This window comes from cyanobacterium endosymbiont of Epithemia clementina EcSB, from assembly GCF_029919255.1.
Taxonomy (GTDB): domain Bacteria; phylum Cyanobacteriota; class Cyanobacteriia; order Cyanobacteriales; family Microcystaceae; genus Rippkaea.
The window spans coordinates 329,611-344,439 of sequence record NZ_CP123991.1 but is presented as its reverse complement, the minus strand read 5'-3'; the positions used below and the strand labels follow the sequence as shown (position 1 = coordinate 344,439).

At 35.2% G+C, this 14,829-nt stretch carries 9 protein-coding genes; 2 read left to right on the top strand and 7 right to left on the bottom strand.

Annotated elements, in window-relative coordinates:
• Nucleotides 1-103 precede the first annotated feature (103 nt).
• The 4 genes from P3F56_RS01130 to priA all read right to left on the bottom strand — a co-directional run bounded on the left by P3F56_RS01130 (nt 104) and on the right by priA (nt 8,250).
• Nucleotides 104-1,471, bottom strand: coding sequence for an NAD-dependent succinate-semialdehyde dehydrogenase (locus P3F56_RS01130; protein WP_281152943.1), 1,368 nt, complete (start codon nt 1,469-1,471; stop codon nt 104-106).
• Nucleotides 1,472-2,137: 666 nt separating this feature from the next.
• Nucleotides 2,138-2,266, bottom strand: coding sequence for a hypothetical protein (locus P3F56_RS01125; RefSeq protein ID WP_281152942.1), 129 nt, complete (start codon nt 2,264-2,266; stop codon nt 2,138-2,140).
• Nucleotides 2,267-2,985: 719 nt separating this feature from the next.
• A complete protein-coding gene (locus P3F56_RS01120; protein ID WP_281152941.1) occupies nt 2,986-3,942 on the bottom strand; it encodes an RluA family pseudouridine synthase in 957 nt (318 codons plus the stop codon).
• A gap of 1,785 nt (nt 3,943-5,727) precedes the next feature.
• Entirely contained in the window at nt 5,728-8,250 is a 2,523-nt protein-coding gene (gene priA, locus P3F56_RS01115; RefSeq protein WP_281152940.1) for a primosomal protein N', read from the bottom strand.
• 809 nt (nt 8,251-9,059) lie between these two features.
• Between priA and P3F56_RS01110 the strand changes: the two genes are divergently transcribed.
• Nucleotides 9,060-10,187, top strand: coding sequence for an RNA polymerase sigma factor, RpoD/SigA family (locus P3F56_RS01110; RefSeq protein WP_281152939.1), 1,128 nt, complete (start codon nt 9,060-9,062; stop codon nt 10,185-10,187).
• Nucleotides 10,188-10,301: 114 nt separating this feature from the next.
• Entirely contained in the window at nt 10,302-10,805 is a 504-nt protein-coding gene (locus P3F56_RS01105) for a GNAT family N-acetyltransferase (protein WP_281152938.1), read from the top strand.
• A 665-nt stretch (nt 10,806-11,470) separates the two neighbouring features.
• Here P3F56_RS01105 and P3F56_RS01100 read toward each other — a convergent pair.
• The 3 genes from P3F56_RS01100 to P3F56_RS01090 form a co-directional block, all read right to left on the bottom strand.
• A complete protein-coding gene (locus tag P3F56_RS01100) occupies nt 11,471-12,256 on the bottom strand; it encodes a Stp1/IreP family PP2C-type Ser/Thr phosphatase (RefSeq protein ID WP_281152937.1) in 786 nt (261 codons plus the stop codon).
• Nucleotides 12,257-12,300: 44 nt separating this feature from the next.
• Nucleotides 12,301-13,986, bottom strand: coding sequence for an ABC1 kinase family protein (locus P3F56_RS01095; protein ID WP_281153664.1), 1,686 nt, complete (start codon nt 13,984-13,986; stop codon nt 12,301-12,303).
• A 133-nt stretch (nt 13,987-14,119) separates the two neighbouring features.
• Nucleotides 14,120-14,434, bottom strand: a complete 315-nt coding sequence (locus P3F56_RS01090) for a DUF6825 family protein (RefSeq protein WP_281152936.1) — start codon at nt 14,432-14,434, stop codon at nt 14,120-14,122.
• Between the last annotated feature and the right edge of the window lie 395 nt (nt 14,435-14,829).

Below are 14,829 nucleotides of genomic sequence, written 5' to 3'. Positions count from 1 at the left end.
AAAGATATTTTTTGATAACTTTCTTCGTACTTTATAATAGTGGAATGTTTATCCAAACTAGCTAAAGATGCTTGACGTAAACTGCTCAGTGTAATCACATTAATCAGTTAATCCAAATAGTCTTTACGTTAACAAATTCTCGAATACCCTGGATACTTAATTCTCGTCCGTAACCTGATCGCTTGATTCCTCCAAAGGGTAAGCGGGGGTCAGATTTGACAATGCTATTGATAAAGACGCATCCAGCCTCGATCTCTTCGACTAATCTTTCTTGTTCTGCAGGATCGTTAGTCCAACCACTAGCTCCTAACCCAAAGATAGTGCTGTTAGCTAATTCGATAGCTTTGTCGATATCTTCAACCCGAAAGAGCAATGCAACAGGACCAAAGAATTCATCGCTATAACCAGGAGAATCTACAGGAATATCTTTTAAAATGGTTGGAGGATAAAAATTTCCAGGAGTATCGCGAGTGGGTTGTCCACCAATCAGAATTTTAGCCCCTTTTGTTACGGTTTCTTGAACTTGTTGATCAATATCTTGAAGAATTCTAGGGGTGGCTAAAGGACCAATGTCTACTTCTTCTGACATGGGATCACCCATTTTCAGGGCTTGAAATTTTTCTACCAAAAGTTTTTCAAAACGACCAGCCACTGACTCGACTACGATCAACCGTTTTGCGGCAATACATGATTGTCCATTATTAAGCATTCGGGCGGTAACCGCAGCAGTAGTAGCAGCTTCAATATTGGCACTGTCTAAGACAATGAAGGGATCACTTCCACCCAGTTCCAATACGGTTTTTTTTATATTTTTCCCTGCTGTAGATACAAAACTAGCTCCGGCTGGTTCACTTCCAGTTAAGGTTCCCGCTTTGACGCGCTCATCAGCCATCACAGCCTCGACCTGCGAAGCCCCTATTAGAAAGGTTTGAAATGCCCCGGCAGGAAATTCGGCAGCTTTCAAAATTACTTCAATGGTTAGGGCACATTGAGGGACGTTGGAAGCATGTTTAAGTATGCCTACATTACCGGACATTAAAGCGGGTGCCGCAAAGCGAAAGACTTGCCAGAAAGGAAAATTCCAGGGCATAACTGCTAAAATTATACCAAGAGGTTGATAACGAACAAAGCTACGACTGGCATCAGTGGCTACTGGAACATCCCTAAGAAATTTATGGGTGTTTTCCGCATAAAAACGACAAATAAGGGTACATTTTTGAATTTCAGCTATTGCTTCTTTGATCGGTTTGCCCATTTCTATAGTTATCAGTTTGGCAAATTTGCGATAGTCCTTTTCTAGAATGTCAGCAGCGTTGTTTAACCATCGACTTCGTTGTGCAATTGTCGTTTTACGATACTCTTTAAAGGTTTTATCCGCTAAGGTAAGTTTGGCTTCTATTTCTGAGTCTGTCAGCGATTCAAAGGTTTTTAAAGTTTTTCCCGTGGTTGGGTTGATTGTGGCTATACTCATAATATTTTCTCTACCCCTATTGATTGGAGTAACTTTGACTTTATGTCCTTGATTCAGTGTGCTGTTTATCTGTTGACTCAAACGGTATTCTTTGTGAATTTTTAACCTCTACGTTCTTAAGAAACCTTCCGTGTCTAGCTTTATGGTTTAAATTTTTAATGTTTTGATACACTACAGACATTATTTTATTCAGGATTATTATTTAAAACTTTAACCTCATTAGTCAGTAATTGCAGGAGCTTACTGGAAAGTAGTCAATGATTTTGAACCACTTAATATGTTTGGGAAGTAGTTTAACTAAATCATATTTTTCTAAAATAGTTTCTCTAGTTTTAACTTGTGCACACGTCATTTTATTGGGATAATCTAATACTTCTTCTACACGATCAGCAATGGTTAAAGGTAAAAAAAATAAACTAATAATCCATTAACGTTATCCTCAATTATTTCTTTAATAGGAGTATTATCTGACCCGATCGTTAAACATTCGGTAGAGATAGCTTCTAACCTTGATCAATACAGAACAAAAGAAAAGGTTCAACGGAGGATACTTGGAGCACTTAAAAACAGCAAGAATAGGGAAGCAGTCCCGTAACAATGAAGACGCGATTAGTCTAAAGAAAGAGTTTATAAAATTCATTGTTTATAGGTTTTTCCATCTGGGAGTTATCGCCCATACGCCACTAGATTTAATCCTACAACAACCACATGATAATTGGGTCGTCGCTTTTGTAAAATGACGATAGTTTCCATAAATTGAGGAACCACTGGATAGGGTTTTATTCCTCTAGCCACATAAGTAATAATTTTATCTGCTTTTGATGAATCTATATTTATATCTTGACTTTTAAAATTTAATTTAGTTCCAGGTTTAAATCTAAAAAAGTTAGTATCAATTACATCATGACAGATGGTAATTTTTTGTCAAAGTTTTAGTCTAAATTGTTACCGTTGCCAATAGGTAGTATATAAAACAAAATCACAAGTACATAAATCTATTAAAATAGTGAAATTATTGATTATTAATCTGACTTAATTTTCCATATCAAGTGATATTTAAAGTCGACGTATACATCGTTTATGGGCAATATTGACTTATTTTAAAAAATAAAAATTTTACTTTAGAAAAGAGACAATTAATGAATCAAGTAACTTACTATCTTGAATAAAGATAAAGTAAATTTTGTAATTTAAGTTGCTCAATTAAGAGATAAACAGCTTATCTCTGAAACACTGCATTTTCTAAAATTCTAACATAATGATGAGTCTCTAGACGAGCTACACGAGAGGGGTAATTCAATGGACTTACTAACCCATTTAATTACTCCTTATTCACATCTAATTCCAAAAACAACTTTATTTTTTAGGTCTTAGGCTAAAGTGAAAAAAATTAGGCTATAAAATTAGGATATAAAAAAGTATTTTCATAAATGTATTAGACAAAAGTTATGATTGACAATATAGTTTGTGTTTATTTAAATGATTTAACTTTTTGCTTTTTTTTATAAAGCGTTTTAACATCGTTTACGCAATGTGGTCAAAAGTTTAGTAAAAGCCTCTCGAAGAGGGGCGACCACCTCAAGTTGCTCTCCTGTAACTGGATGTTCTAAAGTCAACCTATGAGCGTGTAAAGCCTGACCTGGTAAATTTACTCCGACTGATCCTTTAGAAGAATATAGTGGATCACCCACAATAGGATGACCAACATAACTACTATGAACTCGTATTTGATGGGTGCGTCCGGTTTCTAGGAGAAATTTAACTAAAGTATAGTTTCCTAACCTTTCTAACACTTCCCAATGAGTGACTGCCTCGCGTCCTCCTTTTTCCATGGGAACCACTGCCATTTTTTTGCGATCAACTCGATGACGGCCAATAGGTAAATTAATTGTTCCGTTTTCCTTGTACTTGTGAGTAGAAACATTCCCCTTTGACTGAAAATGAGGAACACCATAAACAACCCCTAAATATTCTCGTCGCGCTGTTTTTGTTTTCAGTTGACTTTGTAGGTGCTGGTGGGCATAATCAGTTTTTGCCACCATCAAGGCCCCTGTTGTATCTTTGTCAAGACGATGGACAATGCCCGGTCGTTGTACTCCTGCAATTCCTGCTAATTTAGGAAAATGATACAATAGTCCGTTAACTAATGTTCTACTGGGATGGCCAGGGGCTGGATGAACCACTAACCCTGCAGGTTTGTTAATGATAATGAGGGAATCATCTTCGTAGAGAATATCGAGGGGAATTGGTTCTGGTTTAAGATTCAATGGTTGAGGAGGAGGAAAAGAGATAAGAAGATGATCTCCTAAATTGACTTTAGTTTTTTTATTAGTACAAATTTGACGGTTAACCTGAACATTCCCCTGTTCAATGAGTTTTTGGAGGTGTGATCGGGAGATATCTTTTAAATTTTGGGACAACCAACGATCAAGACGATCACTTTTTTCTACTACAGTTAACTCTATTTCCATTTTCTAACAAATTTTTGGTAAAATTGAATAGTCAATTATTTTTTTTCGTCGATAGACTTGCTCGATAATTTGACTAAATTAATTAAGTTCCCTGAGATCTTAATTAATTTAGATTTAATCAATAAACTATTGATTAAGTCTTTAGTCTGCTCTTTCATAATTAAGAGTCATTAAGAAAAATTGAAAAGCACTCATTGAATTTGGAGTCAGCAATAGTAAAAAGTCTAATTATTAGTGGTTTATCTTCTCTTGACCCTTTCTAGTTCTATTCCTTTTATTTTGATTTCATAATTAGCCATTACTTCTTAACTTAAAAGCTTTGAAGACTCCTCTATCTATTCTTGTAACTTCAATTAGTTTAGCACAATTAAAATTTTTAACCAAGCAAAGAATTCCTAGTTACTTAATCTAAAAATTAGGAATTTTATCGAGTCAAGTTGATGCAAAATTTTAGGCAAAATATCTATCTATACTAGATTTATCTTCTCATATCATCAGTCATAATACTTATTTATATAAATTACACTGTAATCAGATAAATTAACTTTCAGTTAACTTTTTTTATTATTTTGTAGTGTGTGTAAGCTTTGGATGATAAATAATTACTCAAGACTACTATCATAATTGCACATGCTAAGGTTTAGAAGATGGTAGCAAATCTATCTATCTATTTAATAGATAGATTAACTCTCAGTAATAATAGTTTTAAAAGTAGATTTGCTAAATATTAACAGCAATTTTAGCTAATTGTTGTCTAGACTTAATTTATTTTTTAATCTATATATTAGAGTACTTAACAATCACACAATTAATTTCAAAATCACTTTTTCTTATTTAACTGTTCGCTGGTATATTTTTTATTGTCTGATTCGTCATTGAAATCAGTAATTTTTTTCTTAAAAAATAGCTATAGATATGTTTTGTAAGCATAAAAAAATAGATTTAATCTTATTTTTTTACTTATTAATCAGACAGAATAAGACTTTTAGTCTTTATTTTTTAAAAAATTATTACTCTAGTAAAATAGTCATATTTACTAGAGTAATCAATGAGAAAATTCCATCTTGGATATTTAATCTTATTCCAAACTTGTAAATGATTCTATGGTGAAACACATTCCAGGTTATAAGTCTCACTTTTGAAGTTAAACAAATTACTAAAATGGCATTTTGAAAATTCTAATAAAGTCTATAATAATAGAGTTTTACTACAAATATTAATAGGGTGTATTTTTTTTGTAAAAAATATCATGTAGCATTACTTAAATAATATTTATAAACATCAAGATTAAATTTCAAAAAAATTAGATGGTAACAAGGTGATTTTAATAAAAATAGTAATTGTAGCTAAATAGCTACAATTTAGCTTTAGGAACTAAAGTTACATTATCAACATAATTAATACAATTATTTTATAAATATTATTTACGGCAAGTATTTTGATCAGCATTGAGACTATATTCTGTCAGTAAAATAAACCTACTGATAATTAAAAAGTAATGATAGTAATTACTTTTTAATTATCAGTAGGTTTAAAATTTTTACTATCAGATGATAATAAGACTAGATGATCCATAAAACTGACAAGTTTATCGTATTCTCCAAATAAACTTAAAACATTTAGTCAAACACTATTACACCTATTTTCTAGGACATAAAAAATAGGTGTAATAGGTAAAATTTTTGATAAAAAGTTAACAAAAAGTAGAGTAAATTTTATTAAACTTTATAGTTGCCATAGTTAATTTTTTCTTTAATATTTAAAATTATTTATAGATTTAGTTATTTAATCAATTCTTAATGGATCAATATCAAAAGTTAAGTTAACTGATTGAGGGCAAACCTTTTTTAAGTCATTAATATCTGGAATAATTACCTGAGCATTAGGTCTAAACTTTAATAAAATATGCCAGCGATAACGTTTAGCTATTCGCACGATACTCGCTGGAGCAGGACCTAAAATCTCACAACCTTCTCCTACTTTATCCCGACAAACATCCCCTAATACTTGAGAAGTTTTCTGAACTTCTATTCTATTAATTCCACTCAATCTAATTAAAATTAATCGCCCATAGGGCGGATAACTTAATACTTCTCTTTGGGGTAACTCAGTTTTAATAAAGCCCTGATAATCATGGGAACTGACTGATTGAATAACAGGATGTTCCGGTGAATAAGTTTGGATAATTACTCGGCCAGGATCATTTCCTCTGCCTGTCCTTCCTGCTACTTGAGTTAAAGTTTGAAAAGTCCGTTCTGCTGCTGTGTAATCAGATAAGTGTAATAGTTCATCTGCCGTTACTACCCCTACTAACGTTATTTGGGCTAGATCTAACCCTTTTGTTAGCATTTGAGTTCCTACTAATAAATCTGCTTTTCCTTGAGAAAATTTAGTTAATAAACTGCGATGCGATCCTTTAGTTCTTGTTGTATCACTATCAAAACGTAAAGGACGTAGGGAAGGAAACAGTTTAGTTAATTCTTGAGTTACTTTTTGGGTTCCACTGCCGAAAAATTTTAAATAAGGAGAACTACATTGAGGACATTGACTCGGTTGACTTTGACTATAATTACAATAATGACATTTCAGTAGTTCCTTTGCTCCTTCATAAGCATAATGGTAGGACAAAGACACATCACAGTGGGGACATTCTAAAACATAACCGCAACTCCTACAAGAAACAAAAGTACTATGACCCCGACGGTTAATAAACAGAATGCCCTGTTTTTTTGAGATTTCTAATTCAGCTAAAGCGTCTTGTAAAGAACGACTAAAAATAGAACGATTTCCTAATTTTAATTCTCGTCTCATGTCTATAATTTCTACCGGAGGTAAGGGACGAGATTGAGTCCTTTCTGGCAAAGATAAATAGTAAGAATTAGGAGGGGAATAGACAGATAAAGGGGGATAGTTCTCTTTATCCGTATTGGCTATTTTTATCCAAGTTTCTAATGAGGGAGTGGCTGATCCTAAAATTATTGGACAATTATCTATTTCTCCTCGCCATAAGGCAACATTACGGGCGTGATAGGTAGGTGAAATTTGGGTTTGTTTGTAACTAGAATCATGTTCTTCGTCAAGAATAATTAATCCTAAATTAGGTAATGGTGAAAAAATTGCTGATCTGGTTCCAATGACAACTTGAGGTTCTCCTGTTAACATTTGTCGCCAAGTATCATATCTTTCCCCCCTTGATAAATCACTGTGGTAAACACAAACTTTATTCCCAAAACGAGACCGAAACCGATCAGTTAATTGAGGAGTTAAACCAATTTCGGGAACTAAAACTAAGGCGGATTTTTCTTGCTCTAATAAAGGGGCAATTGCTTGTAAATAGACTTCTGTTTTTCCTGAACCCGTTACCCCATGCAATAAAACTTCTGCATAACTTTCTAGGTTTTTAATAATGTCTAAGGCTTTTTTTTGAAATATGGTTAATAGTTTCGGGTGATCGCTATTTACTTGAGGCTGTTCTAATAACCTTAATCTTTCTTTAGATTGAATGACAACACACCCTTTTTCTTCTAACTTTTTAACTACTTGAACACTTCTGTTAGAAAGTTTAACTAATTCCGTCAACCAACACTCCCCACCTTCCTGACGCAATACCTGTAACACTTCTAACTGTTGCTTAGTCAAGTTAGTGGGAAAGCTATCAACCACTAAAGTAACAGCCTTTTGCCGTTTGGGTTGATTTATTTTTGGGGGTTCGAGATAACTTTCGATCCAACCCCGTTTGATTAATTCTCGTATTCCCCGACTTGCTCCTCTAACTTCCCGGTGTAAATATTGACTACTATAGTCTCCGTCTTTTTGCGAGAGCAATAAGTTTAAAATTTGTCCAGCCACTGGACTACAAAAAGTTTCAGCCTTAGAAGGTAGAATTTCAGACTTTAAACGAACACGACGTTGTGATCGCCCCAATAACCCTGGTGGTAACGCTCCTCGAATCACCGTTGTCAAATCCGTACAATAATATTGGGCAACTCGATTAAGTAATTCCCAATATCCAGAGGGAAAAAACTCTGCTGTAATTACATCCTCCACATTTCGAACTCGTTGTAGATCAAGATCATGAGGAAGGGAAGTCACCTGACGGATAGCAATCCCCCCCACCATTTGAGAACCAAAGGGAACATTTAGGATATATCCTGGCTTTATACTTAATTCTGGAGGAATATGGTAAGTATATAATCCTTGTACCCCTGGACAATCAACCAACACTTCAATCCATTGTTCGGGAGAAAATCTTTCATTATAGGGGGATCTCAGTTCAGCTGCAATAAACGTTCTCGTGCTATCAGCCATAGTCCTTGAGGATTTTAAAAAGTAAACTATAGCGATCCTAATAGAATTGTATAAAAAAATTAACCTATTTTTTCATAGTACTAGGTGTGCTAGTAAAGCTGAATTCGCTAATCAAATTAGCTAGTAAACCGCAATTCACTTCTTGAATCTTTGTCTTTTCCTCTTTTCTTTCAAAGACCAGAGTTCTATCGAAAACTTATTTCAACTGATGCCAATACTTTCTCGATATATTTAAAGTATAAAAATATACCATTGTTATTTTTTTTTAAAGTTCAACTATAGCTGATATAGATTTTTTGTAATAAAACTTTATTACAGCCTCAAAAAAATAAACATCTTAAAAATCAGGCTAGTTAGTCATTACTAATTTTCCTGATATTCCGGATTATTACTGGGTTTAAAGACACTAAATTCCCTCTAATTAGAGGTTTTATCTCTAGAGAACAATAGTAAGATTTTATTTATCCGTTTGTCATTTTGTAATTAGACAAACAGAAACCTCAAATAATTCTGGTAGCTTAGTAGACATGACTATTCACCAAGGAACAATCTTGAACAAATTTAAGATGGGAGTCCACTGGTAAATATGATTACTAAGTTCATTCTCTTCCTCATTATTAAGGTGTCATAACTTTTTCTTATCTTGATAGCTGTTTATCTGGGGCAATTACTTAAGAAAATCTTAACTATTTTCTCCAAATTTCATTAAAAGACACGATCAGCTTCACAGAATACTTGACATTGTACCTAGCTCTATTGTTCCCAAATTTATTGATCTTTTTACACCCTATTCTCATCTGTTTATGAATATGAACATGACTAAAATGATCCAAGACCATTCCTTGACTGCTCCATTAGATGAAGAAGTCTTTGAGCCAGACAGTATTGACCAAGTTGATACCGATTTTCACGCGGTTGAAGTAGAGTTTTCTTCCTTATCTAAGGAATTGGGCAATCACCACTCTGATGAATACCGTAAGGCCATTTCAGATGACACGGTTGGAGCATTTTTCAAAGAAATGTCACGTTATCCTCTACTAGAACCAGAAGAAGAGGTTGAATTAGCAAAGAATGTTCAGTTTTTAGTAAAAACAGAAGAAAAACGTCAACAACTTAAAGAAGAACTACAGCGTTTTCCGACCAAAGGAGAATTAGCCGGAGCAATGGGATTTGATAGCCAACGGCAGTTTGAAAGTCGTCTTTATCGAGGACGTACTGCCAAACGAAAAATGATTCGCTCGAATTTAAGGTTAGTGGTTTCTATTGCAAAACGATACCTTAATCGGGGAGTTCCTTTTCTAGATTTGATTCAAGAAGGAGCTATTGGCTTAAATCGTGCAGCTGAAAAATTTGATCCCAATAAAGGTTATAAATTTTCTACCTATGCCTATTGGTGGATTCGTCAAGCCATTACTCGTACTATTGCCAATGATGCACGGACGATTCGCTTACCGATTCACATTGTTGAGAAGCTTAACAAACTCAAAAAAGCACAGCGCGTTTTAAAGCAGAATTTGCAGCGCAACCCTAACGAAAAGGAACTAGCCATGGAGTTGGAAATGACCCCGCCTCAACTGCGCCAGTTACTTCAATTGCGCAGACAATCCCTTTCGTTGAACCATCGCGTTGGGAAGGGAGAAGATACAGAATTAGTGGACTTACTTGAAGATCAAGAGCTACAACTTCCTGAGGAACAAATGAGTGAAGGAATGTTACGCCATGAAATATCAGCGGTGTTAAGTGATGTCCTTACCGAACGAGAAAAAGATGTAATTTCCCTGCGCTATGGATTATCCACTAGTCAGCCCCACACCTTGGAAGAGGTAGGTGGAATGTTCAATCTCTCCCGCGAACGAGTCCGTCAAATTCAAAGTAAAGCCATGCGGAAATTGCGTCGTCCTCAGGTTGCTCGTCGTTTAAAAGGATGGTTACATTAATTGTTAAATAGTTGACAGTGAATTGGTAGATTGTCGTGGTCAAAGTAGCAATTAAGGCTAACCTAAAAAAAGGTCTCGAAACGCTACTGTTCACTGTTACCTTAAATAAAATTTATGAACAAAGATCTCAGAATACGTTTTGCTGAACCATCAGATGTTGTAGACTTATTTTCGCTAATTCAATCCTTAGCTGAGTATGAAAAACTCTCTCATCAAGTAACAGGAGATACAGAGATGTTGCATGAACATTTATTTGGCAAAAGACCCTATGTGGAGGCTATTTTGGCGCAATGGGGAACTAAATCTGTAGGATTTTCTCTCTTTTTTTTCAATTATTCTACCTTTTTAACAAAGCCAGGAATTTATGTCGAAGATTTATTTGTTTTACCTGATTATCGTCGTAAAGGAGTTGGAAAATCTTTATTAATTTATTTAGCTCAATTAGCTGTGAAACGAGGGGTAGGAAGGTTAGAGTGGATGGTTTTGGATTGGAATAGTCTCGCTATTGAATTTTACAAAAAAATGGGTGTTGATATATTACCTGATTGGCGTATATGTCGAGTAACTGAGAGAAATTTATCTAAGTTGGTTAATGATGATCAAAATCATAGTAAATAAAAAAAATATTAAAATTAACCAATTAAAGATAGCAATTGATGACTTTTTGTCTGAAAATTTAGTAAGTGAACTTAAAAAAGTAGTGATAACGAAATATAAACCCGCTTAAAAATTTAGCCAACAGAATTAGAAGAACAAAAACTATCAAGATTGCAGATTGGACAAGTTAAACTATAGAGAAAAATTAAGGGATTTTCCGAGAAGTCGAAGAAAAAATATAGAAGGGAATAGTTTTAAATAAAAGCTTATGAAATTTCGGGGGGTATTTGAATACGATTTAACTAAGGCAATCAAACAAAGTTTCAATAAAAGAAGTTATTCCGAAAGATACCAATTGGAGCAATGTAGGTCGAACTCTAATTCGACTTAAATATAGAGGTAAAAAATTTTAATGTTCATATAGAGCTATCTACTCACTAGAATTTATAAATGATATCTAGATAAAGGTCATAGACAATCCAAAGACTTCAAACAAGAAATTCAAGAACTATAAATCTAAATCTACCCAGAGTAAAAAACTATTCAACCTTTCAATAAACAGGTTACGCCTATGTCGACTTTTGGAAATAAGGTTAACAACTAACAGCATAAACAATTGATAATTACTGACCTGATCTTGTTTTAAAAAATTATGAAACAGTAATTTCTACTAAAAATAGTCTATTTTAATTACCTATCTTGTCAACTCTGGTATCAAGATTGTCCTCTTCAATTCTTTCAGTTTTTTCCCCTTCAACAACAATAACCACTGTGATATTATCCGATCCCCCAGCTTCTTTAGCTGTTTCCACGAGATTTTGAGCTACTATTTTGCAAGATTTTTGTTGTTCAAAAATCTGCTGAATGGTTTTATCAGAGACTTCTTCAGTTAACCCATCACTGCATAATAACAAACGATCGCCAGCTCGAACATCCAGATGGGCAATCTCAATGAGATTAACGTCCTTACGCCCTAAACATTGGAAAAGAACATGTCGCCAAGGATGAGTTTTAGCCTGCTCTCGGGTAATCTCACCCATTTTCAATGCTCGTGCTACCAAAGTATGATCCTCTGTGATTTGCTCAAGATAAAGGTCACGGAAGCGATAAAGGCGAGAATCTCCGATATGAGCTCGCCAAGGCTTATTATCTCGGAAAATGACTACTAAAGCTGTTGTCCCCATATCTCCCCGTTCAGGATGATCTTGTTGATCAGTAAGAATTCCCTGATTAGCTTGTAAAAAAGCCTTTTCAAGGAGGATATGAGAAGGAATATCAGATTTCCAGTGAGTCTCAAGATAGGCTTGAATCTCTCGAGTAGCAATTAGGCTTGCTTCTTCTCCTCCAGCATGGCCTCCCATGCCATCAGCTACGATAAAAAACCGCCCTCCAGGGTCGATATAAAAATTATCTTGGTTAACTGATCGCACGACGCCTGTATCAGTTAGACCCGTGAAGCTACGATTCATCATTGGTGAGTTAGCTACTAACAATTTACAATAGTGATAAACATAAACTAGAACATAATATCTAGACTATCAAGACGACGCAGCAAGCGAAATAAAGCCCACGCTGGAACTAATGCCATTATGATAGTGGCTATTGCCAAAAGAAGCGAACCGTTGACAAATAAAAGGGCTGCAGATATGACTAAAGCACTGGTGAGAATAGTATAGTTAGTCCCCATCTGTATCATACCTAAGCGACGCAATAGACGATCAGATTCAACTGAGCGTACTCTCACGCGAATATCACCACGATCCAACTTTTCTATTGTATCGTCAATTCGTCGCGGTAATCCTAACGCTGTATTGCTAACTTGAACTACTTGTCGTCCTAATTCATTGAGAATGCTAGTTTCGCTATTTCCATTTATATCAGTCATAAGCTTCATAGCAAACGGTTGTGCCACCTCCATAAAATTAAAGTCTGGGTCTAACCCTTTTCCTATCCCTTCTATGGTTAAAAATGCACGCATAACAAAGGTAAAAGTTGCTGGGAAGCGGAAAGGTTGATCATAGACAAGTTCATATAAATCATCACTAATTTGACTAATTGACTGTTCTTTAAAGGGTTTGTCCATAAAATTATCAAGCATGAATTGAATGGAACGACGCACTGGACCCATATCTTCTGCAGGACTTAAGGTATCGAGAGCTACTAAAGACGAGACTACTCGAGCAGCATCTTTTTGAACAATGCCAAACAAGGCATCGATTAACTTCTCACGGACGTTGGCGTTAATACATCCCATCATGCCAAAATCATAAAAAATCAAGGCTCCATCCGTACTTACAGCAATATTTCCAGGATGAGGATCGGCATGGAAAAATCCACTGTTAAGCAATTGGTACAAATAAGCTTTCGCTCCTAGTCTAGCCAAGATTTTACGATTTAATCCTGCTGCTTCTAGTCCTTCATAATGGCTAATCTTAATCCCCGGCATATATTCAAGAGTTAAGACACGGGGAGAAGTATAACGCCAGTAAATTCGGGGTACTTTAACCCAATCTTCATCACGAAAATTACGACGAAAGGTATCGGCATTTTGTCCTTCGTTAAGGTAATCAGTTTCTAGCCAAAGAATACGGCAGCACTCTTCATAGATTCCGGTCCAATCTCGTCCTTTGCCCCAACGGGGATGGTTTTGAAAATAGTGGGTAATGCGTTTGAGAATCGCTAGGTCAATAGTAAAAAGTTGTTTTAACCCTGGCCGTTGAACTTTAACGACTACCTCTTCCCCTGAATGAAGTTGAGCTTTATGGACTTGACCTAAACTAGCTGCTGCAATAGGGATTGGAGCAAAATTATGGAACAGTTTGGGAAGGGGTTTCCCAAAATCCCTTTCAATAATAGTTGTAACTTGTTCGTAGGTGAAAGCCGGAACTTCATCTTGAAGTTTCAATAGTTCCGCAACATATTCGGTGGGAAATAAATCAGCACGAGTAGAGAACAATTGACCTACCTTAATAAAGGTTGGTCCAAGATTGAGTAAATTTTCTCTAATCCACACCGCCTGTTTTTGCCGTCGGGTGGTCCTTTTTTCTTCGCTATAGCCCCCTCGATAGCTCCATTGTTTACCACTGAGCCAAAATTTGGTGATTAAGACCAACACAAAACACCAAATGTCCAGGCGGCGGCTATTAATAGAATATTTTTCCTGATTCCAACGGAATTTCTGGGTATTTTCTAGTTTGGTCACGCGATTAGAGACTAAAGTAGTTTTTAGGGAATAAGAATGATTGACATTGAAGAACAGGGGAGACACTCGATTTTTGGGGCTGAGAGTAACTTAGGTTAATAGGGGCAGAAAATTAAGAGTAATAAAAAAATAATTATGTTTTTTGGGCACGATAAATTTTTAACTCCGCTTTAAGACGAGCAATCTCAGCACGTAAATTGTCTATCGTCTCTTGTAAATCGATGGGGGAATCCTCACTGGGAGTAGTGTTAACAGTATCTTCTTGAGCAACATCGACTTGAGCCCTTACTTGTACTTGTTCGATAAATTGCCGTAGCTGTTCGCGTTGTTCTGCGTCAAATTTGCTCAATTCGCCGAGGGCATTGGTAAAGTTTTCTTCTATTTTCTCACTGAGGACTTCAGCAAAAGCTCGGCCTAAGAAAAAGGCATGAAGGATCGGGTTACTCATTACAAAATCTTCTCTAATCTATTTTGTAACAAATTATATCTTGCTTCTTTAAGACTTACCCAGTAAACTTGAAAAATAGCTTAAGTTTGGAGAGTGTTCGAGAGAAGCCTAGAAGAAGCGAAAAGTTCAGGTTTGACTTTTACTTGGTAGATAAAACAAGCATCTTAGGTAGCGACAAAAAAGACTTTCTAAAAACGTGAGTTCAACAGAAATTTGAGAAAATAGGAGGTAGGATATTTATCCTAGACGTAATATTTTATTAAAGTCTGATGATGTAGATATAAAATTAAAGTCTCGTCTTGATCTTACAGAAGTATTTTGTGATGTAGATGATAATAAAAGTGTTTTTAAATACCACCGAACTCACATTATAAGAAATAATCTTTTTTTATAAA